This is a genomic window from Xanthomonas graminis pv. graminis (assembly GCF_030168915.1).
Taxonomy (GTDB): Bacteria; Pseudomonadota; Gammaproteobacteria; order Xanthomonadales; family Xanthomonadaceae; genus Xanthomonas_A; species Xanthomonas_A translucens.
The window spans coordinates 3,973,249-3,992,497 of the sequence record NZ_CP076255.1 but is presented as its reverse complement, the minus strand read 5'-3'; the positions used below and the strand labels follow the sequence as shown (position 1 = coordinate 3,992,497).

Sequence of the window (19,249 nt, the reverse complement as noted above, 5' to 3'; positions counted from 1 at the left end):
AACGGCCGCGCCGCAACCGGGATGCGGCGTGCCGCCGTCGCATTGCGCTTCAAACGCGCCCGAACACCAGCGCGGCGTTGGTGCCGCCGAAGCCGAAGCTGTTGGACATCACCGTGCGCAGCGTCGCCTCGCGGCTCTCGCGCACGATCGGGAAACCTTCGGCGCGCGGGTCCAGCGCGTCGATGTTGGCCGAGCCGGCGATGAAGCCGTCGCGCATCATCAACAGGCAGTAGATCGCCTCGTGCACGCTGGCCGCGCCCAGCGAATGCCCGGACAGCGCCTTGGTCGAGGACAGCGGCGGCACCGCATCGCCGAACACGTCGCGCACCGCGCCCAGTTCGGTGACGTCGCCCAGCGGCGTCGAGGTGCCGTGCGTGTTGAGGTAGTCGATCGGCGCCGCCACGCCCTGCATCGCCATCTGCATGCAACGCACCGCACCTTCGCCGGACGGGGCGACCATGTCGGCGCCGTCGGAGGTCACGCCGTAGCCGAGCAGTTCGGCATGGATGCGCGCGCCGCGCGCCACCGCGCGTTCGTAGTCTTCCAGCACCAGCATGCCGCCGCCGCCGGCGATGACGAAGCCGTCGCGCTCGGCGTCGTACGGGCGCGAGGCCACCGCCGGGCGCTCGTTGAAGCCGCTGGACAGCGCGCCCATCGCATCGAACATCAGGCTCATGGTCCAGTCCAGCTCTTCGCCGCCGCCGGCGAACATCACGTCCTGCTGGCCGTGGCGGATCAGGTCCGCCGCCGCGCCGATGCAGTGCGCCGAGGTCGCGCACGCCGCCGACAGCGAATAGCTGACGCCCTTGATCTTGAACGCGGTGGCCAGGCTGGCCGAGACCGCCGAGCACATCGTGCGCGGCACCATGTACGGGCCGACCTTGCGCACGCCGCGGTTGCGCAGCAAATCCGCCGCTTCCACCTGCCAGTGGCTGGAGCCGCCGCCGGAGCCGGCGATCAGGCCGGTGCGCACGTCGCTGACCACCGCCTCGTCCAGGCCGGCGTCGGCGATCGCATCGCGCAGCGCCAGATAGGCGTACGCCGACGCGTCGCCCATGAAGCGCTTGAGCTTGCGATCGATCAATGCCTCCAGGTCCAGCTGCACGTCGCCGGCGACCTGGCTGCGCAGGCCGTGTTCGGCCGCCTCGGGGTTGGCGCGGATGCCGGCGCGGCCCTCGCGCAGCGCGCGCGCGACCGTGTCCAGGTCGTTGCCCAGGCATGAAGTGATGCCCATGCCGGTGATCGCGACGCGGCGCATCAGAACCCCTCCGTCGAGGTGAACAGGCCCACGCGCAAGTCCTTGGCGGTGTAGATCTCGCGACCGTCCACCGACATGCGCCCGTCTGCCACCGCCATCACCAGCTTGCGGTTGATGACCCGGCTGATGTCCAGCTCGTAGACCACCTGCTTGGCGGTCGGCAGCACCTGTCCGCTGAACTTCACTTCGCCCACGCCCAGCGCGCGGCCGCGGCCGGGCGCGCCGATCCAGGTCAGGAAGAAACCGGTCAATTGCCACAGCGCATCCAGGCCCAGGCAACCGGGCATCACCGGATCGTCGATGAAATGGCAACCGAAGAACCACAGGTCCGGGCGCACGTCGAGTTCGGCGCGGACTACGCCCTTGCCGTGCGTGCCGCCGCTGTCGTCGATGTGGCTGATGCGGTCGAACATCAGCATCGGATCGTTGGGCAGGCGTGCGGCCTCGGCGCCGAACAGCTCGCCGCGCGCGCTGGCGAGGAGGTGTTCGCGTGAATACGAAGTGAGGCGGCTCATGAGCGATTTCCCAGGGCAGACAGTCGAGGCGCGCAAGCGTGCACGACGCCTGCGCTTTCAATCAAACGTTTTATCCGTACGCACGCGTAGCGTAGGCCGTGCCGCCGTGGTTGGCCGTGCGCAAGGTCAAGGCGTGCGTTCCCGGTGCATGCGCGGGCCTGGCTTATCATGCCGCTACCGTTCGCTGGCGTAGGGTGCAGGGCCGATGCGCAAGATCATTCACGTCGACATGGATGCGTTCTACGCGTCCGTGGAGCAGCGTGACGATCCCGCATTGCGCGGCAAGCCAGTGGTAGTGGCCTGGCGCGGCATGCGCTCGGTGGTGTGCGCCGCGTCGTACGAGGCGCGCGTGTTCGGCATCCGCTTGGCGATGCCGGCGCTGCGTGCGGAGCGGCTGTGTCCGGACGCGATTTTCGTGCCGCCGGATTTCGCGCGCTACAAGGCGGTGTCGCGGCAGGTGCGCGAGATCTTCCAGCGCCACACCGATCTGATCGAGCCGCTATCGCTGGACGAAGCCTATCTCGACGTCACCGCGCCCAAGGGCGAACTGGCCACCGCCACCGAGATCGCGCAGACCATCCGTGCGCAGATCCGCGAGGAAACCGCGCTGACCGCCTCGGCCGGCATCGCGCCGAACAAGTTCCTGGCCAAGATCGCCTCGGACTGGCGCAAGCCCGATGGCCAGTTCGTGATTCGCCCGCACCAGGTGGACGCGTTCCTGACCCCGCTGCCGGTCAGCAAGGTGCCGGGCGTGGGCAAGGTGATGCAGGCCAAGCTGGCGGAGTTGGGCATCGTCACCGTCGGCGATCTGCGCACGCACGGCGAAGCGGAACTGGAAGCGCGCTTCGGCAGCTTCGGCTTGCGCCTGTACCAGCGTGCGCGCGGCATCGACCAGCGCCCGGTGGAAGCGGACCAACAGGTGCAGTCGATTTCTTCGGAAGACACCTTCGCCGAAGACCTGGCGCTGGACGCGCTGGAGCCGGCGATCCGGCGGCTGGCGGAAAAGACCTGGACCGCGACCCGCCGCACCGAGCGCATCGCGCGCACCGTGGTGCTGAAGCTGAAGACCGCGCAGTTCCGCATCCTGACCCGCAGCTTCACGCCCGAGCAGCCGCCGGATTCGCTGCAGGCGCTGACCGACATCGCGCTGGCCCTGCGCCAGCGCGTGGACTTGCCCGCGTCCACCCGCTACCGGCTGGTCGGCGTGGGCCTGGCCGGTTTCCACGAACCCGAGCCGATGCAGACGCAGGGGCGGCTGTTCCGCTGAGCCGTGTAGCGGCGCGTGCGATGGTGTCCGCTTCGCGCATGGCCAGCGCATTTTGCCTGCGGCGTGTCCGCTTCGCGCCGGCAGCAGCCGGCGATCGTGCGCGTGTTCCTGGATGTCCTGATCGCACGTTTCGGCAAAGTGCCTTACGGGGATCGCGACGGAGCGTGGCGCCTACAATGGGCGCTGCTCTTCGTCTCCAGGAACGACATGACATTTCCGTATGCGCTGGTGGTGTTCGATCTGGACGGCACCCTGGTGGACAGCGGCGCCGATATCGCCGAAGCGCTCAATCGCACCCTGGCCGAATTCGGCCTGGCGCGCGTGCCGGAGGCCACCGTGCTCGGCTGGATCGGCGAGGGCGTGCGCAAGCTGGTCGAGGCCGCGTGGCGGCATGCGCACGACGCCACCCCGATCGACGCGGTGATGCCCACCTTCATGCGCCACTACGAAGCCTGCCTGCTGCGCAGCCCGCGCCTGTACCCGGGCGTGGCCGAGGCGCTGGCGCAGTTGCGCGCGCGCGGCGTGACCCTGGCGCTGTGCACCAACAAGCCGTCGGCGTTGGTGTTGCCGTTGTTGCGCCATCTGGGTGTGGCCGATGCGTTCGCCGCGCTGCTCGGCGGCGACAGCCTGCCCGAGCGCAAGCCCAGCCCGTTGCCGCTGCTGCACCTGGCGCAGCAGTTCGCGCAGCCGCCGGCGCGTTGCCTGATGGTCGGCGATTCCGGCACCGACCTGCAGGCCGCGCATGCCGCCGGCATGCCGGCCGCACTGGTGCGCTACGGCTATCCGCGCGACCTGGACCTGGCCGCGGCCGACGTGGTGCTGCTGATGGACGACCTGCGCGAGCTGCTGGCGCTGGGGTGAGGCGGGCCATTGCACCTGCGGCACGCATGCGGCATCGGGCACTGCAATCGACCTGACAGTCGATCAACCCCTGTAGGAGCGGCTTCAGCCGCGACGCTTTGCCGGTAGCGCCCGGTCGCGGCTGAAGCCGCTCCTACAGGGGCGCGCGTCTGCACTTGGTCCCCGACGCACGGCATGCGAACTGCCGATATCGGGGGATGCGGTTGTTGGCGTGGTCGGTCTGGCATCGCCGCAGCGTTCTTCATGCAGCTGCAGACACAGAAAAACCCTGGGAGCGACTGACTGAAGTCGCTCCCACAACGTCACTGCAACAGTAGCGCCCGAGTCGAGGCGTGCTTGCCTTCACCGAGGCTGCAGCGACTTTCGCTGTCCAGCAGGACGCATGTCGGTGAAGCGGGTCGCACCCCAAGGCGCAGCCCGCTGCGGGGACTCAGCGCGCTGCCGGTGCGTAGCGCAGGGTCAGCGCGTATTCGCGGCCCGGCTGGTTGTACCAATTGATGGTCTGGTAGTCGCGATCGAACACGTTGCTGGCCTTGGCCTGCAGCGTCCAGTCCGCGGCGAACGCGTATTCCACGCGCAGGTCCAGCGTGCCGTAGCCGGCCAGGCGCACGCTGTTGGCCGCGTCGTCGTAGCGGTGGCCGCTGCCGAACGCGGTGACGCCGAGCTTGACCGGGCCGAAGCCGCGGTCCACGTCCAGCCGCGCGGTGTCCTGCGCGCGCCGCGCCAGCCAGTTGTCGCGGTTGGCGCCGTCGCTGCGGTTGCGCGGATCGGTGTGGCTGAGCTGCGCCGACAGTTCCCAGCCGGCCAGCGTGGCGTAGCCGGTCAGCTCGGCGCCGCGGATCCGCGCCTTGTCCACGTTCACCGGCAGGAAGCTGGCGGCGTCGTAGGAGATCAGGTCGTCGACGCGGTTTTCGTAGACGTTGAACGTCCAGTTCCAGGCATCGGCGTACTGCGCCACGCCCAGGTTGCCGCTCTTGGACTTCTCCGGCTTCAGTTCCGGATTGCCGGAGAACGGGTAGTACAGGTCGTTGAAGGTCGGCGCCTTGAAGCCGGTGCCGAGGCTGGCGGTGAGCTTGAAGCCGCCGTCCAGCGCCAGGCCCCAGCCGAGGCTGCCGGTGGTGTGCTGGCCGAACTGTTCATTGTCGTCGCTGCGCACGCTGGCCTGCACCTGCTGCGCGCCGAAGCGGCCCTGGTACTCGGCGAACACGCCGGTGTTGTCGCGCTGGTCCACGTCGAAGGCGGTGGTGCCGGTGACTTGCTCGCGCTGCCAGTCGGCGCCGGCGCTGAGCAGATGGCCTTCGGCCAGGCCGAAGTCGCCCTGCAGCGAGGCGCTGTCGCGGCGGCTGTCGAAGGTGCTGACGAAGCTGCGCGTGTCGCTGCCGGCGGCGTGGTAGTAGCTGTCGGCCTGGTCGCTGTTGCGGCCGAGCTGCGCGGCCAGATGCACGCGCTCGGACGGGGTCCAGTCGAGCTTGCCGCCGACCACCTGCTGGGTGTTGTCGGCCTCGTTGCCGGCGAACAGCGCATCGCCGTCGTACTCGTTGCGGCTGTCGATGTTCAGCGCCTGGCCTTCGATACGCAGCGTGTCGCTCAGCGCATAGCCGCCGCGCGCGCTGAGCGAGGTGTTGCGGTAGCCGTCGCGGTCCGGCTCGTCGACGAAGCAGCCGGCGAACAGGGTGGCCGAGCCGTTGCAGGCGTTGATGCCGTCGGTGTTCTGGTAGCCGCCCTGCACCGATAGCCAGCCGCGCTCGCCGCGGTTGCTGAAGCCGGCGCTGGCTTCGCGCAGGCCGTGGCTGCCGGCGCCCAGGCTCAGGTTCTGCTGCAGGCCCTGGCCGCCGCGGCGGGTGAAGATCTGGATCACGCCGCCGATCGCATCGGAGCCGTACAGGCTCGAGCGCGGGCCGCGCACGATCTCGATGCGCTCGATCTGGCTCAGCGGCAGGTCCTGGAACGCGGCCAGGCCGGCGCTGGCCGAGCCGATGCGCACGCCGTCCACCAGCACCAGCACGTGGTCCGATTCGCTGCCGCGCAGGCTCAGCGTGGTCAGCTTGCCGAGCCCGCCCTGGTTGGACACGCCGATGCCGGCGCGGCCCTGCAGCAGCTGCGCCAGCGACGTGGCCTGGCTGCGCTCGATCTCGGCGCGGTCGATCACCTGCGCCGGGACCACGGTGTCCTCCACCGCGATCTGGGTGCGGGTGGCGGTGACCAGGACCTGGTCCAGGTCGGTGGCGGCATCGGCGGCGAGCGCCAGCGAGGGCAGGGACAGGGCGGACGCGATCGCGACCGAAAGCAGGCGGGACGACATGGGGCAACTCCGGCGCGCGGGCGCGCTGTGACGGCAAAGGAGTCGTGAACGGAAGGTGCGAGCGGACGGCGCCAGACGCGGCGCGGCACGCCGCGACGCCCTCCGCATCGCAACCAGTGAACTGCAAGGCCGGTCTCCGGGCTGGCGATCTGGGAGTCGGACTCCCGGCTGCGACGCCTTCCCATGCCCAAGGCACAGTGGCGCAAGTCGTCAGCGCAGATCGCTTACCGTTGCGGGGGCAGCGCCGGCCTTGTCGCAAGACGCACCGGCTTCCCGTTTCAACCTGCAGGCCGGAGCCGGCGGGTCACCTTAAGCGGCGCGATTGTACGCGATCGCCGCTGCGGCGCACGGATCAGTCGGCGTCGCGCTCGCCTGCGTGGCCATCGCGGTCGGGTTCTTGATCGGCGTCGTACGCATGGCCGCCGGAGGCGTCGTGCGCGTCCTGCGCATAAGGCGTGTCGCGGCGGTCGCCATCGTGGTCGAAATGGGTGGTCGCCACCGGTCCGGCCACCGGCAGGCCGCGCTGCGCCGGCAGCTGCGCCGCCGCGGTGTCCAGCTCGCCGAGCAGTTGCGCGCGCCGCGCCTCGGGCAGTTCCTGCCAATGGCAGCCCGTCAGCGCGCCTTCCAGCGAGTACAGCAGGTTGAGGCTGGGCTTGAAGCCGGCACGCTTGACCTTGAGGAATGCGCCCACCGCACCGGCCGCGGCCAGGTCCTCCTGTGTGCGCAGGCCGACCTGGCGCAGCCAGGCCGCGCTCTTGGGACCGATGTTGCGCAGCTTCTGCGTGCTCATCGCTGGCTCATCGCAGCGCGTCGACGAAGACCTGGGCGATCGCCTCCAGGCCGTGCTGGTCGTCGGCGTCGAAGCGCGCCAGGTCCGGGCTGTCCAGGTCGAACACGCCGACCAGCGCGCCGTCGCGCAGCAGCGGCACCACCAGCTCCGAGCGCGAGGCCGCATCGCAGGCGATATGCCCGGGAAAGGCCTCGACGTCGTCGATGCGCTGGGTCTGGCCGGTGCTGGCGGCGGCGCCGCACACGCCCTTGTGCAGGGGGATGCGCACGCACGCGGGCAGGCCCTGGAACGGCCCGACCACCAGTTCCTTGCCGTCGTACAGGTAGAAACCGACCCAGTTCAGCCGCGGCAGCGCGTGGTACACCAGCGCCGCCAGGTTGGCGGCATTGGCGATGCGGTCGGGCTCGCCGCTGACCAGGGCGCGGGCCTGGGCGAGCAGCTGGGCGTACTGTTCCGGCTTGCTGCCGGTGAGCGAAGAGGAAGCGAACATCATCCGAGTCTAGCAGCGGCCGCTGGCGGCCTGTGCGCCGGCGCCTGGCCCCGGCTATCCTGCGCGCCCGCGCCGCATGCGCCGACCTCGAGGATCCTGCAACGATGAGCGTCCCCGCCTTCTACGTTACCGGCACCGATACCGGCATCGGCAAGACCGTCGCCAGCACCGCGCTGCTGCATGCGTTGCGCGCGCGCGGGCAGACGGCGCTGGGCATGAAGCCGGTCGCCAGCGGCTGCGAGCGCAGCGCGGACGGCTGGCGCAACGAGGATGCGCTGGCGCTGCGGGCGGCGAGCCTGCCGCGCCCGGACTACGCCGACCTCAATCCCTACGCCTTGCCGCTGCCGCTGGCGCCGGAACTGGCGGCCGCCGACGCCGGGGTATGCGTGGAACTGGGGCCGATCGCCACCGCCTTCGCGCGGCTGCGTGCGCAGGCCGACGTGGTGGTGGTGGAGGGCGTCGGCGGCTGGGCGGCGCCGCTGTCGGCGACCCTGGAGCAGGCCGACCTGGCGCGCGCGCTGGCGCTGCCGGTGGTGCTGGTGGTCGGCCTGCGCCTGGGTTGCCTCAACCACGCCCGGCTCAGCGCCGCGGCGATCGCCGCCGACGGCCTGCGCTGCATCGGCTGGATCGGCAACGAGATCGATCCGGCGATGGAGCGCATCGACGCCAATATGCAGATGCTGCAGGAGCGCTTGCCGATGCCGTGCTGGGGGCGGCTGCCGTACCGGCCGCAGCCGGATCCGGCCGTGCTGGCGGCGTCGTTGTGCCCATGGCAGGGCATGCAGACGGCGCAGGGCTGAGTCTGCGCCCGCCCGCAAGCGCGCACCGCGCAGGAACGGCTTCCGGGTGGGAGGGCTTCCTGTGCAGAAGGCGCGTTCAGTCCCGAGGCCGGGCTGGAAAAACCTCAGGTGGGGGCCGCTGGCAAGAAGCGCAAGCATGCCTGGCCGTTGCGCAAATCCCGAATCCCGCGCGCGCTTCGACAGCCGCAGGTTGGTCATCCCGAATCCCGAATCCCGGCCATAAAAAAGACCCGGTAGAGGGAGGGATCTACCGGGTCTTGGCTGCACGGGGGGAGGGACCCGCGCGTACCACTTGTCAGTCGTGCGGCTGCGCCGCAGTGGACTTATTTGGTCTTGGCCTTCGGCGCGGCCTGGTCGCTGGCCGCCTCGAACTGGCTCTTGGCGAGCTGACCGATGGCTTCGGAGGTCTTCAGGCCGAGGCCGAACACTTCCTGGTTGGCCGTGGCCAGCCGCTCGAAGTTGTCGCGGGCGATCTGCAGGCCCTTCGGCCACAGCGACTGCACGCTGCCGAGGTCGCGCGCTTCGGTGAGCTCGCCGAGGAAGCCGGTGGTCGCGGCGACGTTCTTCTCGAAGGTCTTCAGCTGCACGCCGAACACGCTCTCAGCGCTTTCCAACGCCAGACGGTTGGCGCGCGAAGCGGCGGCGGCGAACTGCTGGGTGTAGTTGCTGAATTGATCGTTGAACTGAGCGGACATCATGCGACTCCAGGGGAATGCCGATTGCTGTTGCAGTGCAACATACGCGGATTCTGCTGCAATGCAACATTGCTTTCTGAAGGCGCTCAGGAAGCGTTCAAACTGGCTTTCCGATCAATGGGTTGGCGTAGGTCTGCCGGGCTTTGCCCGGGCCTGCGGATGCGCCAGGCAGGCATCCTTTGCGCCGCTGCCGCGCCTTGGGCGGAAACCGGCCATCGGCACGCCATCCGGCGCCGCCCTGCCGCGCTTGCGCATCCCCGCGCTCAGGCCTGCGGACCGCGATAGCGGCAACCCGACGTGCAGGTCTCGTGCACCACGATCTCGCTCAGCAGCGGCAATACCGGCTTGAGCCGTTCCCAGATCCATACCGCCAGACGTTCGCTGGTCGGGTTTTCCAGCCCCTCGATGTCGTTGAGGTAGTGGTGGTCGAGTCGGTCGTAGATCGGGCCGAACGCGGCCTTGATGTCGCCGAAGTCCATGACCCAGCCGCTGTCGGCGCCGGGTTCGCCGCTGACGTGCAGCTCGATCCGGAACGAATGCCCGTGCAGTCGCGCGCACTTGTGGCCGGGCGGGACGTTGGGCAGGCGATGCGCTGCCTCCAGGGTAAAGCTCTTGAAGATATCCATGGCGTCATTGTAGGTGGCGGGGAGAACCGGCTGGCGGAGCGCCGGCACTGCGGCGGTCTGGCGAGAGCGGTGCGTGGCGAAAACACGAACGCCGCCCGAAGGCGGCGTTCGTGCTGCTACGGTCGCCTGCGCTTAGCGTGCGGCGCTGGGCTGGCCGCCGCTGCGGCGGCGCTCGCCCTGGCGGCGTGCGCCGCCCGGCTGGGTGCCGCCGGCCGGCTTGGCCCCGGCATGCGCGTGCGCGCGCGGCGCGTCGCCGTGCGGACGCCGCACATGGGTGCTCTTGCGCGGCGGACGCTGGCCGCCCGGACGCTCGTCGGCCGGATTGTTGTTGCCCCAGCGGATCGGCGTGGACGGTTCGAAGCCCGGCACGTCGCGGATGTCCATCTCGCGCTTGAGCATGCGCGAGATCGCGCGCAGCAGCTTGGCCTCGTCCTGCGCCACCAGCGACACCGCCTCGCCCTGCGCGCCGTTGCGGCCGGTGCGGCCGATCCGGTGCACGTAGTCCTCGGCGACCATCGGCAGGTCGTAGTTGATGACCTTCGGCAGCTGGTCGATGTCGATGCCGCGCGCGGCGATGTCCGTCGCCACCAGCACGGTGATGCGGCCGGCCTTGAAGTCGCTCAGCGCGCGCAGGCGCTGGCCCTGGCTCTTGTTGCCGTGGATCGCGGCGGTCTTCAGCCCGGACTTGTCCAGGAACATGGTCAGCTTGTCGGCGCCATGCTTGGTGCGCGCGAACACCAGGGTCTGCATGCGCGAGTCGGCGGCCAGCAGGTGCAGCAGCAGTTCGCGCTTGCGGGTGCCATCGACCGGGTGCACGCGGTGGGTGATGGTGTCGGCGACGGTGTTGCTCGGCGTGGCCTGGATTTCCTGCGGGTTGTGCATGAACTCGCGGGCCAGCTGCTTGATGCCTTCCTCGAAGGTCGCCGAGAACAGCAGGGTCTGCCGGTTCTGCTTGGGCAGCTTGGCCAGGATGCGCTTGATCGAGGGCAGGAAGCCCATGTCGAGCATGCGGTCGGCTTCGTCCAGCACCAGGATCTCGATGCCCGACAGGTCCACGCTGCGGCGCTCGAGGTGATCGAGCAGGCGGCCCGGGCAGGCGATCAGCAGATCCACGCCGCGGCGCAGCGCGTCGAGCTGGTTGCCCATGCCGACGCCGCCGTAGATGGTGGTGCTGGGGATGCGCAGGTACTTGCTGTAGCCGCGCAGGCTGTCGTGCACCTGGGTGGCCAGCTCGCGGGTCGGGGTCAGGATCAGCGCGCGCGGCTTGCGTGCGCCGTTGCCGACCGGCTGCGGCGAGGTGCCCAGGTGCTGCAGCAGCGGCAGGCCGAACGCGGCGGTCTTGCCGGTGCCGGTCTGCGCGCCGGCCATCAGGTCGTGGCCGGCCAGCGCCAGCGGAATCGCCTGCAACTGGATCGGGGTGGGGGTTTCATAGCCCTGCTCGGCCAACGCACGCAGCAGGAAGGGCGCCAGGCCCAGGGATTCGAACGACATCGAGGAAAGCTCCGGATAACGCGCCGTCGCCGGGACGTGCCCGGCGTGAAGACGCAAGTTGGGTGAGGCTCGGAGCGTTCCCGTGAACCGCGCTGCGAGAGGGTGGATCAACCCGGAGCCAGACAGCGCTCGGGTTTGTCGGCACCACGAAAGGCGTCGGGCGGGGCGGGCGAGCGGATCGAAACGATCCTGAGCTCGCCGGCGATCCCTAAGGGAAACGGACGGCCGCATGCAGACCTTGCTAGTCTACGCTGAATTGGCGCGTTTCACAAAAGCCGCTGCCGGCCATCCGACAGCGGCGGTTCCGTTTCAGTTGTAACCAATATCCGGTCTGGCCGTACAATCCTCCGATCGGCTCCCCAGCACTGGACGGACATGAAGCTAGGCTCCCTGAAGGAAGGCGGTCGCGACGGCAGCCTGATCGTCGTTTCCCGCGACCTGACCCGCGCGGTGCGCGCCACCGGCATCGCCACGACCCTGCAGCGCGCGCTGGAGGACTGGAGCAATCTGGCGCCGCGCCTGAACGCGCTGTCCGAATCGCTCAACGACGGCAGCGCCGACGGCCAGTTCGCCCTGGACATCGCCGCGCTGGCCGCGCCGTTGCCGCGCGCCTACGAATTCCTCGACGGCAGCGCCTACCTGCCGCACGTGGAGCGGGTGCGGCGCGCGCGCGGCGCCGAGGTGCCGGAGAGCTTCTACACCGATCCGCTGATGTACCAGGCGGTCAGCGCCGGCTTCTACGGCCCGCGCGATGCGGTCAAGGTGGTCAGTGAGGATCACGGCATCGACCTGGAAGCGGAGATCGTCGTGATCACCGACGACGTGCCGATGGCGGTCGATGTACAGCAGGCCGCCGCGCATATCCAGCTGGTCGGGCTGGTCAACGACGTGTCGCTGCGCAACCTGATCCCGACCGAACTGGCCAAGGGCTTCGGCTTCGTGCAGTCCAAGCCGCGTTCGGCGCTGTCGCCGGTGTTCGTCACCCCCGACGAGCTGGGCGAGGCGTGGCGCGACAACAAGCTGCACCTGCCGCTGCTCACCCACATCAACGGCGCCTGGTTCGGCGCGCCGGAGGCCGGCGAGGACATGCAGTTCGATTTCGCGCAACTGGTCGCGCACGCGGCCAGGACGCGGCCGCTGGCGGCCGGCGCGGTGATCGGTTCGGGCACCATCGCCAACCACGACACCACGCGCGGAGCGTCCTGCTTCGCCGAACTGCGGGTGGTGGAAACGCTGCGCGACGGCCAGCCGAGCACGCCGTTCATGAAGTTCGGCGATGTGGTGCGGATCGAGATGCTGGACCGTGATGGAGTGAGCATCTTCGGCGCGATCGAGCAGCGCATCGAGCCGGCCGCGCGGCCCTGAGCCGGCCAGCGGCGGCGCGCGGGCGACCGGCGGCGCGCCGCTGACGGTGTCCATCGGTATCTTGAGCGTCCGAACGGGGAGAAAACGCGTGCAAGAGGCCTTGCAGCTTTACACCTACTGGCGTTCCAGCGCCGCCTATCGCGTGCGCATCGGCCTCAATCTGAAGGGGCTGGCCTACCAGGCGCTGCCGGTGCACCTGCTGCGCGACGGCGGCCAGCAGCATGCGCCAGAGTACGCGCGGCTCAATCCGCAGGAACTGGTGCCGACCCTGTGCCACGATGGCCAGCCGATCCGCCAGTCGCTGGCGATCCTGGAATACCTGGACGAACGCTGGCCGGAGCCGCCGCTGCTGCCGGACGCGGCGATCGACCGCGCCCGCGTGCGCGCGATCGCGCAGCTGATCGCCTGCGACATGCATCCGCTCAACAACCTGCGCGTGGGCCAGTTCTTCGAGCACGTGTGGAGCGTGCCGCAGCCCGAGCGCGAGGAGTGGATGCGGCACTGGATCGTGCTGGGCTTCGATGCGCTGGAGCAGTTGCTGGCCGAATCGCCGGATACCGGCCGCTACTGCCACGGCGCGCAGCCGGGCCTGGCCGATTGCTGCCTGGTGCCGCAGGCGTTCAATGCGCGCCGTTTCGGCGTGGACATGCAGGCGTATCCGACCATCGCGCGGATCGAGCAGGTCTGCCTGGCGCTGCCGGCGTTCGCCGCGGCGCGCCCGGAACAGCAGCCGGACGCGCAGGGCTGAGGCTGGCGTCAGGACCTTGTAGGAGCGGCTTCAGCCGCGACAAGGTCTTGCCGGATGATGTGTGTCGCGGCTGAAGCCGCTCCTACAGGGGTGGGGGTACGGCGGTTTCAGCCGAAGCCGTGGGTGATCCGCGGCGGGCTGGCGCCGCCGCCGGCGTCGTAGTCGGCGTAAGGGTCGTGTTCGCCGCTGGCGCCTTCGGACAGGCGGAATTTCAGCGCCAGGCCGTCGCGCGAGTCGGCCGCGCGCAGCGCTTCCTCCTGCTCGATCTGGCCCTGCTTGACCATCCGGAACAGGCATTGGTCGAAGGTCTCCATGCCTTCCTCCAGCGATTCCTCCATCGCCTGCTTGATCTCGTGGATTTGGCCGCGGCGCAGCAGGTCGCGGATCATCGGCGTGTTCAGCAGCACCTCGGTGGCCGGGCGGCGGCGCTCGTTCTTGTCCTTGACCAGGCGCTGCGACACCACCGCGCGCAGGTTCAGCGCCAGGTTCATCAGCACGTTCTTGTGCGCGCTTTCCGGGAAGAAGTTGAGGATGCGCTCGATGGTCTGGTCGGCGTTGTTGGAGTGCAGCGTGGCCAGGCACAGGTGCCCGGTCTCGGCGAAGGCGATCGCCGCCTCCATCGTCGTCGCATCCAGGATCTCGCCGATCAGGATCACGTCCGGCGCCTCGCGCATCGCGTTCTTCAGCGCGTTGTTGAAGGTGTGGGTGTCCAGGCCGACCTCGCGCTGGTTGACGATCGACATCTTGTGCTTGTGCAGGTATTCGATCGGATCCTCGATGGTGAGGATGTGCCCGGTGGTGGTGCTGTTGCGGTGGTCGATCATCGACGCCAGCGAGGTGGACTTGCCGGAGCCGGTCGAGCCGACCATCAGCACCAGCCCGCGCGGGGTCATGATCACGTCCTTCAGCACCTGCGGCAGGTGCAGTTCCTCGATGCTGGGGATCTTGCTGCGGATCGCGCGGATCACCAGGCCGACCTCGCCGCGCTGCTTGAAGATGTTGACCCGGAAGCGGCCGGCGTGCTGCAGCGCGATGGCCATGTTCAGTTCCAGCTCGCGCTCGAACTGCGGCACCTGGCCCTCGTCCATCAGCGAATAGGCGATCTTCTTGACCATGCCCGGCGGCAGGCCGGTGGCGCCGAGCGGATACAGCTTGCCTTCGATCTTGATATAGACCGGTGCGCCCGTGGTCAGAAACATGTCCGAGGCGTTCTTTGCGGTCATCAGCTTCAGGAAGTAGCCGATATCCATGCGCAATGGTTCCCCAACAATCCGCGACAGCCCGTTGCAAGCGCGCCACAGGCTTCCGACAATGGCCGTGCTCGACGTCTCCGCCTACGGCCCCCCTTGATGAAAACTAGCTTCGCACAAATCCGTTGCCCGCAGTACGTGATGGCGGGCGCTCTGGCGCTGTTCGCCACGCCCGCGGCCTTTGCCCAGGTCGCTTCGCCGGAACTGCAGAGCGCGCAGCAGGCGGTGCAGCGCGCGATCCAGGCCGACGCCGACCAATACGCCCCGGACCTGATCGCCACTGCCCGCCAGGGCCTGGAGCAGGCGCAACAGGCGGCGCTGGACCGCCGCCAACGCAAGACCGCACCGCAGCTGGCGCTGCGCGTGGCTGCCGACGCCGACCTGGCGCGGGTGCGCAGCGAGGAGGCGGTGGCCAATGCGCAGCTGAAACAGCGCAAGGCCGAGGTGGCCGAGCTGGAGCGCAGCTTGAACACCGGGGAGGGCCGTCCATGAGCCGCCGCCTGGGGATGGCCGGCCGCCTGGCCGCGCTGCTGTTGCTGGTCGCACCGCTGGCCGCGTTCGCGGCCGACGATCCGGAACTGGCGGTCCTGAACCAGCGCCTGGTCGCGCTGCAGGCCGATCCGCTGAGTGCCGACGTGGCCGCCTACGAGCGGTTGCAGGCGCAGCAGGCGGTCGCCGCGTTCGCCGCGGCCAAGCGCAAGGAGCAGGACGACGCGCGCTATCTCGCCGAGCGCCGCGTCGAGATCGCCGAGACCGCCGCACGCGCGGCACTGGCGCGGCGCCAGGTCGAGCAGTTGGAGAAGACCCGCAGCGACTTGCTGGTCGAGGCCAGCCGCCGCGAGGCCGCGCGCGCGCGCCAGGAAGCCGAACGGCTGCGGGTGCAGGCGCAGATCCAGGCCGAAGAGGCCGCGAGCCTGCGCCAGGCCGCCGAGGCCGAGCAGCTGGCCCGGCAGGACGCCGAGCAGGCCCTGACCAACGTGGCCGGGCAGCAGACCGCCAAGCTCAGCGCCGCGCAGCAGAAGTCGGCCAAGCTGGCCCGCGAGGAGGCCGAACTGGTCGCCGGGGCCAAGCTGCCGGCGTCGCGTTTCGAGCCGCGCGGGGAGGTCTTCACTGTTGCGGGCGGCGCCTTCGCGGCAGGCAAGGCGGCGCTGTCGGCCGATGCCGCCGGCCAGGCCAAGGCGCTGGCCCAGTACCTGCAGATCGGCGCCAAGGGCCGGGTGCGGATCGAGGCCTACGACGCCGATGCCGGCGTGGCGCAGAAGCGCGCCGACGCATTGCGCGATGCGCTGGTCAGTGGCGGGGTCGCGGCCAGCCGCTTGCAGGCGGTCGGCAAGAAGGCGCCGGCGAGCAAGGCGCGTGCCGCCGAGGTGGTGATCGCGCCCTGAGCGAGCCCTGGCCGTTGCGGCCCGGTGGCCGCGTTTAACGCGGTGTTTCCCTGGGCCTGAGCCGCAAGCAACTGAAATGCGGAAAAGCCGGCGGTCGTCTCTTGCCGGATCCGGTGGGGAGGCGTAGGGTCGAACTCCCAGGCCACACATCGTCGCCTGGTTCCACGGAGACACCGGGCCGATGAAGCAGTGGCACGCACCGCAGCGAGACGTTCCAGGGGCAGCAAGCCTGGGCGTTGCGGTGGAGTGGCTGGCGGCCCGCGCGATTCCGCTCCCAGGCAACGCCCCGCGCCGTCCCGGCCGGGGCGTTCTTGTTTCCAGCTGAAGGAGGCTATTCCTATGTTCGAAGGGCAACCGCAGACCGAAATCGACGCGTTGATCAAGTCCGATCCGGAGTTCAAGCAGCTCTACCAACGCCACAAGACCCTGGACAAGAAGTGCATGGACGCCGAGCTCGGCGTGCTGCCGATCGACGATCTCACCCTGTCGCAGATGAAGCGGGAAAAGCTCGCGGCCAAGGAAAAGCTGTTGCGGCTCTACGACGAGCAGCAAAAGCCTCATTGATTCCTCTCTCCCACGACAAGCGTTCCATTGTCGCGGGCGGTGGCCGGCCTCCTCGTCGGCCTGCCACCGTCCGCGTCATCTCCTCCGAAGCCGCGATCGCGGCTTTTTTCGTGCAAGTTCCGCGCTTTGTCTGACATTCCGGCGCATACCGCGGATAATCACCAGTCCAGCCGCTATGACGGCGCGATGCATCCGGATGCGATGGCCATTCACTCTTCCGTACTCGACCTGATCGGCGACACCCCCATCGTCAAGGCCAGCAAGCTCGACACCGGCGTGTGCGAGCTGTACCTGAAGCTGGAAAGCGCCAATCCCGGCGGCTCGATCAAGGACCGCATCGGCCTGTCGATGATCGAGGCGGCCGAGCGCCGCGGCGAGCTCAAGCCCGGCGCGGTGCTGGTCGAGGGCACCGCCGGCAACACCGGCATCGGCCTGGCCCTGGTCGCCCAGCAGAAGGGCTACAGGCTGATCCTGGTGGTCCCGGACAAGATGAGCCGGGAGAAGATCTTCAACCTCAAGGCGATGGGCGCCGAAGTGGTGCTGACCCGCTCGGACGTGGCCAAGGGCCATCCCGAGTACTACCAGGATCTGGCCGCGCGCCTGGCCGCCGAAACGCCTGGGGCCTACTTCGTCAACCAGTTCGGCAACCCCGACAACCCGGCCGCGCACGAGTTCGGCACCGGCCCGGAGATCCTGCGGCAGATGGACGGCAAGCTGGACGCGATCGTGTTCGGCTGCGGCAGCTCAGGCACCATGACCGGGCTGTCGCGCGCGTTCGCTGCCGCCTCGCCGCATACCGAGCTGGTGCTGGCCGACCCGGTCGGCTCGATCCTGACCGAGTACATCGAGCACGGCACGGTCAGCGAGAAGTCCGGCAGCTGGCTGGTGGAGGGGATCGGCGAGGATTTCCTGCCCGACATCTCCGATTTCACGCGGGTCAAGAAAGCCTATTCGATCAGCGACGCGGAGAGCTTCCACACCGCGCGCGAACTGCTGGCCAAGGAGGGCATCCTCGGCGGCTCCTCGACCGGCACCCTGCTGGCCGCCGCGCTCAAGTACTGCCGCGCGCAGACCGAACCCAAGCGGGTGCTGGTGTTCGTCTGCGACACCGGCAACAAGTACCTGTCGAAGATGTACAACGACTACTGGATGCTGGACAACGGCTTTCTGGAGCGCCCGCAGCACGGCGACCTGCGCGACCTGATCCTGCGCCCGTACAGCCAGCGCGACACCGTGGTGGTCGGCCCCAACGATCTGCTGACCACCGCGTACCAGCGCATGAAGCTGTACGACGTGTCGCAGCTGCCGGTGATGGATGGCGATCAATTGGTCGGCATCGTCGACGAAAGCGACGTCTTATTGCACGTTTATGGCGACGAGACGCGGTTCCGCGATCCGGTTTCCACGGCCATGGTCAGCAAGCTCGACCGGCTCGACGTGAAATCGCCGATCGAAGCGCTGCTGCCGGTGTTCGACCGCGGCCAGGTCGCCATCGTCATGAACGACGGTGCCTTCCTCGGCCTGATCACCCGCATCGACCTGCTCAACTACCTGCGCCGCCGCGTTCAGTGACGGTCCTGCATGAGCGGCCCCGATGCATGGGGCCGTTCAGACCTCGCTGCTAGAATCACGCCCCTTCTCCGGGAACCCCTCATGACGGACCACACGTCCAACCCCAATGGTGACGGCCCTGCGCTGTCGCTGGCGACCCTGGCGATCCATGGCGGCCAGCATCCGGACCCGTCCACGGGCGCGGTGATGCCGCCGATCTATGCGACCTCCACCTACGCCCAATCCAGCCCCGGCGAACACCAGGGCTTCGAGTACTCGCGCACCCACAATCCGACCCGCTTCGCCTACGAGCGCTGCGTGGCCGCGCTGGAAGCCGGCACCCGCGGCTTCGCGTTCGCCTCGGGCATGGCCGCCACCTCCACGGTGATGGAACTGCTGGACAGCGGCAGCCACGTGGTGGCGATGGACGACCTGTACGGCGGCAGCTACCGCCTGTTCGAGCGCGTGCGCCGGCGCACCGCCGCACTGGACTTCAGCTTCGTCGACCTGACCGATCCGGCCGCGTTCGCCGCCGCGATCACCTCCAAGACCAGGATGGTGTGGATCGAGACGCCCACCAACCCGATGCTGAAGATCGTCGACATCGCCGCGATCGCCGCGATCGCACGCCAGCACGGCCTGCTGGTGGCGGTGGACAACACCTTCGCCTCGCCGATGCTGCAGCGCCCGCTGCAGCTGGGCGCGGACATCGTGGTGCATTCGGCCACCAAATACCTCAACGGCCACTCCGACATGGTCGGCGGCATCGCCGTGGTCGGTGCCAACGCCGAACTGGCCGAGCAACTGGCGTTCCTGCAGAACTCGGTGGGCGGCGTGCAGGGCCCGTTCGACAGCTTCCTGGCGCTGCGCGGGCTCAAGACCCTGCCGCTGCGCATGCGCGCGCATTGCGACAACGCGCTGCAACTGGCGCAGTGGCTGGACACCCATCCGGCGCTCGACAAAGTGATCTATCCCGGTCTGGTCTCGCACCCGCAGCACGCCCTGGCGCAGCGGCAGATGTCCGGCTTCGGCGGCATCGTCTCGATCGTGCTCAAGGGCGGTCTGGAGGCGGCCAAGCGCTTCTGCGAACGCACCGAGCTGTTCACCCTGGCCGAATCGCTGGGCGGTGTGGAAAGCCTGGTCAACCATCCTGCGCTCATGACCCACGCCTCGGTGCCGGTGGAACGTCGCGCCCAGCTCGGCATCAGCGATGCGCTGGTGCGTTTGAGCGTGGGGGTCGAGGATGTGGGGGATTTGCAAGCCGACCTCGATCGCGCGCTGCGGAGCTGAC

The 19,249-nt window shown here is 69.0% G+C and carries 19 protein-coding genes and 1 riboswitch; of the genes, 10 read left to right on the top strand and 9 right to left on the bottom strand.

The window, feature by feature from the left end; translation table 11 throughout:
- Positions 1 to 49: 49 nt before the first annotated feature.
- Both fabB and fabA read right to left on the bottom strand, forming a co-directional pair.
- Entirely contained in the window at positions 50 to 1,258 is a 1,209-nt protein-coding gene (gene fabB, locus KHF85_RS17300) for a beta-ketoacyl-ACP synthase I (protein WP_284567608.1), read from the bottom strand.
- Positions 1,258 to 1,773: a 3-hydroxyacyl-[acyl-carrier-protein] dehydratase FabA gene (gene fabA, locus KHF85_RS17295; protein WP_284567607.1), complete on the bottom strand. Its 516-nt coding sequence runs from the start codon at positions 1,771 to 1,773 to the stop codon at positions 1,258 to 1,260. The genes fabB and fabA overlap by 1 nt, the downstream gene beginning before the upstream one ends.
- A gap of 205 nt (positions 1,774 to 1,978) precedes the next feature.
- On the opposite strand from fabA, the gene dinB reads away from it, so the two are divergent.
- Together dinB and gph are read left to right on the top strand one after the other, a co-directional pair.
- Positions 1,979 to 3,040, top strand: coding sequence for a DNA polymerase IV (gene dinB / locus KHF85_RS17290; protein ID WP_284567606.1), 1,062 nt, complete (start codon positions 1,979 to 1,981; stop codon positions 3,038 to 3,040).
- A 207-nt stretch (positions 3,041 to 3,247) separates the two neighbouring features.
- Positions 3,248 to 3,901 carry a phosphoglycolate phosphatase gene (gene gph, locus KHF85_RS17285; protein WP_284567605.1) on the top strand — a complete coding sequence of 218 codons (654 nt, stop codon included), beginning with the start codon at positions 3,248 to 3,250 and terminating at the stop codon, positions 3,899 to 3,901.
- 430 nt (positions 3,902 to 4,331) lie between these two features.
- Here the strand turns inward: gph and btuB are convergent, their stop codons facing one another.
- From btuB to KHF85_RS17270, 3 genes are all read right to left on the bottom strand, one after another.
- Positions 4,332 to 6,203 carry a TonB-dependent vitamin B12 receptor gene (gene btuB / locus KHF85_RS17280; RefSeq protein WP_284567604.1) on the bottom strand — a complete coding sequence of 624 codons (1,872 nt, stop codon included), beginning with the start codon at positions 6,201 to 6,203 and terminating at the stop codon, positions 4,332 to 4,334.
- Positions 6,204 to 6,313: 110 nt separating this feature from the next.
- Positions 6,314 to 6,530, bottom strand: a riboswitch (cobalamin riboswitch).
- A gap of 25 nt (positions 6,531 to 6,555) precedes the next feature.
- A complete protein-coding gene (locus KHF85_RS17275) occupies positions 6,556 to 6,993 on the bottom strand; it encodes a TfoX/Sxy family protein (protein WP_284567603.1) in 438 nt (145 codons plus the stop codon).
- A gap of 7 nt (positions 6,994 to 7,000) precedes the next feature.
- On the bottom strand, positions 7,001 to 7,483 hold the full coding sequence (locus KHF85_RS17270; protein ID WP_284567602.1) for a GAF domain-containing protein: 483 nt from the start codon (positions 7,481 to 7,483) through the stop codon (positions 7,001 to 7,003).
- A gap of 104 nt (positions 7,484 to 7,587) precedes the next feature.
- Here KHF85_RS17270 and bioD point away from each other — a divergent pair, with 104 nt between their 5' ends.
- The gene (gene bioD / locus KHF85_RS17265) at positions 7,588 to 8,283 is read left to right on the top strand and encodes a dethiobiotin synthase (protein ID WP_284567601.1); all 696 of its coding nucleotides are present in this window, start codon (positions 7,588 to 7,590) and stop codon (positions 8,281 to 8,283) included.
- 323 nt (positions 8,284 to 8,606) lie between these two features.
- Here the strand turns inward: bioD and KHF85_RS17260 are convergent, their stop codons facing one another.
- The 3 genes from KHF85_RS17260 to KHF85_RS17250 form a co-directional block, all read right to left on the bottom strand.
- Positions 8,607 to 8,978, bottom strand: a complete 372-nt coding sequence (locus KHF85_RS17260) for a phasin family protein (protein WP_064541217.1) — start codon at positions 8,976 to 8,978, stop codon at positions 8,607 to 8,609.
- A gap of 263 nt (positions 8,979 to 9,241) precedes the next feature.
- Positions 9,242 to 9,604: a 6-carboxytetrahydropterin synthase QueD gene (gene queD / locus KHF85_RS17255; RefSeq protein WP_284567600.1), complete on the bottom strand. Its 363-nt coding sequence runs from the start codon at positions 9,602 to 9,604 to the stop codon at positions 9,242 to 9,244.
- 132 nt (positions 9,605 to 9,736) lie between these two features.
- A complete protein-coding gene (locus KHF85_RS17250) occupies positions 9,737 to 11,095 on the bottom strand; it encodes a DEAD/DEAH box helicase (RefSeq protein WP_409976628.1) in 1,359 nt (452 codons plus the stop codon).
- A 375-nt stretch (positions 11,096 to 11,470) separates the two neighbouring features.
- On the opposite strand from KHF85_RS17250, the gene KHF85_RS17245 reads away from it, so the two are divergent.
- Positions 11,471 to 12,460, top strand: coding sequence for a fumarylacetoacetate hydrolase family protein (locus KHF85_RS17245; RefSeq protein ID WP_284567599.1), 990 nt, complete (start codon positions 11,471 to 11,473; stop codon positions 12,458 to 12,460).
- 88 nt (positions 12,461 to 12,548) lie between these two features.
- The gene (gene maiA / locus KHF85_RS17240; RefSeq protein WP_284567598.1) at positions 12,549 to 13,208 is read left to right on the top strand and encodes a maleylacetoacetate isomerase; all 660 of its coding nucleotides are present in this window, start codon (positions 12,549 to 12,551) and stop codon (positions 13,206 to 13,208) included.
- Positions 13,209 to 13,315: 107 nt separating this feature from the next.
- Here maiA and KHF85_RS17235 read toward each other — a convergent pair whose 3' ends face one another.
- Positions 13,316 to 14,458 carry a PilT/PilU family type 4a pilus ATPase gene (locus KHF85_RS17235; protein WP_284567597.1) on the bottom strand — a complete coding sequence of 381 codons (1,143 nt, stop codon included), beginning with the start codon at positions 14,456 to 14,458 and terminating at the stop codon, positions 13,316 to 13,318.
- A 99-nt stretch (positions 14,459 to 14,557) separates the two neighbouring features.
- On the opposite strand from KHF85_RS17235, the gene KHF85_RS17230 reads away from it, so the two are divergent.
- From KHF85_RS17230 to KHF85_RS17210, 5 genes are all read left to right on the top strand, one after another.
- Entirely contained in the window at positions 14,558 to 14,950 is a 393-nt protein-coding gene (locus KHF85_RS17230; protein WP_284567596.1) for a DUF4398 domain-containing protein, read from the top strand.
- A complete protein-coding gene (locus tag KHF85_RS17225) occupies positions 14,947 to 15,843 on the top strand; it encodes an OmpA family protein (protein WP_064541187.1) in 897 nt (298 codons plus the stop codon). Before KHF85_RS17230 ends, KHF85_RS17225 begins: the two co-directional genes overlap by 4 nt.
- A 339-nt stretch (positions 15,844 to 16,182) precedes the next feature.
- A complete protein-coding gene (locus KHF85_RS17220) occupies positions 16,183 to 16,407 on the top strand; it encodes a YdcH family protein (protein ID WP_009575526.1) in 225 nt (74 codons plus the stop codon).
- A gap of 201 nt (positions 16,408 to 16,608) precedes the next feature.
- Positions 16,609 to 17,979, top strand: a complete 1,371-nt coding sequence (locus KHF85_RS17215; RefSeq protein WP_284569589.1) for a pyridoxal-phosphate dependent enzyme — start codon at positions 16,609 to 16,611, stop codon at positions 17,977 to 17,979.
- Positions 17,980 to 18,060: 81 nt separating this feature from the next.
- Positions 18,061 to 19,248 carry a cystathionine gamma-synthase gene (locus tag KHF85_RS17210; RefSeq protein WP_284567595.1) on the top strand — a complete coding sequence of 396 codons (1,188 nt, stop codon included), beginning with the start codon at positions 18,061 to 18,063 and terminating at the stop codon, positions 19,246 to 19,248.
- Position 19,249 lies beyond the last annotated feature (1 nt).

Bases quoted from the DNA above. Each gene is read 5' to 3' on its own strand.
- KHF85_RS17275 (WP_284567603.1), bottom strand. From the start codon at position 6,993: ATGAGCACGCAGAAGCTGCGCAACATCGGTCCCAAGAGCGCGGCCTGG.
- bioD (WP_284567601.1), top strand. From the start codon at position 7,588: ATGAGCGTCCCCGCCTTCTACGTTACCGGCACCGATACCGGCATCGGC.
- KHF85_RS17260 (WP_064541217.1), bottom strand. From the start codon at position 8,978: ATGTCCGCTCAGTTCAACGATCAATTCAGCAACTACACCCAGCAGTTC.
- KHF85_RS17235 (WP_284567597.1), bottom strand. From the start codon at position 14,458: ATGGATATCGGCTACTTCCTGAAGCTGATGACCGCAAAGAACGCCTCG.
- fabA (WP_284567607.1), bottom strand. From the start codon at position 1,773: ATGAGCCGCCTCACTTCGTATTCACGCGAACACCTCCTCGCCAGCGCG.
- KHF85_RS17225 (WP_064541187.1), top strand. From the start codon at position 14,947: ATGAGCCGCCGCCTGGGGATGGCCGGCCGCCTGGCCGCGCTGCTGTTG.
- KHF85_RS17270 (WP_284567602.1), bottom strand. From the start codon at position 7,483: ATGTTCGCTTCCTCTTCGCTCACCGGCAGCAAGCCGGAACAGTACGCC.
- queD (WP_284567600.1), bottom strand. From the start codon at position 9,604: ATGGATATCTTCAAGAGCTTTACCCTGGAGGCAGCGCATCGCCTGCCC.
- KHF85_RS17245 (WP_284567599.1), top strand. From the start codon at position 11,471: ATGAAGCTAGGCTCCCTGAAGGAAGGCGGTCGCGACGGCAGCCTGATC.
- KHF85_RS17250 (WP_409976628.1), bottom strand. From the start codon at position 11,095: ATGTCGTTCGAATCCCTGGGCCTGGCGCCCTTCCTGCTGCGTGCGTTG.
- btuB (WP_284567604.1), bottom strand. From the start codon at position 6,203: ATGTCGTCCCGCCTGCTTTCGGTCGCGATCGCGTCCGCCCTGTCCCTG.
- gph (WP_284567605.1), top strand. From the start codon at position 3,248: ATGACATTTCCGTATGCGCTGGTGGTGTTCGATCTGGACGGCACCCTG.
- dinB (WP_284567606.1), top strand. From the start codon at position 1,979: ATGCGCAAGATCATTCACGTCGACATGGATGCGTTCTACGCGTCCGTG.
- KHF85_RS17215 (WP_284569589.1), top strand. From the start codon at position 16,609: ATGGCCATTCACTCTTCCGTACTCGACCTGATCGGCGACACCCCCATC.
- KHF85_RS17220 (WP_009575526.1), top strand. From the start codon at position 16,183: ATGTTCGAAGGGCAACCGCAGACCGAAATCGACGCGTTGATCAAGTCC.
- KHF85_RS17210 (WP_284567595.1), top strand. From the start codon at position 18,061: ATGACGGACCACACGTCCAACCCCAATGGTGACGGCCCTGCGCTGTCG.
- KHF85_RS17230 (WP_284567596.1), top strand. From the start codon at position 14,558: ATGAAAACTAGCTTCGCACAAATCCGTTGCCCGCAGTACGTGATGGCG.
- fabB (WP_284567608.1), bottom strand. From the start codon at position 1,258: ATGCGCCGCGTCGCGATCACCGGCATGGGCATCACTTCATGCCTGGGC.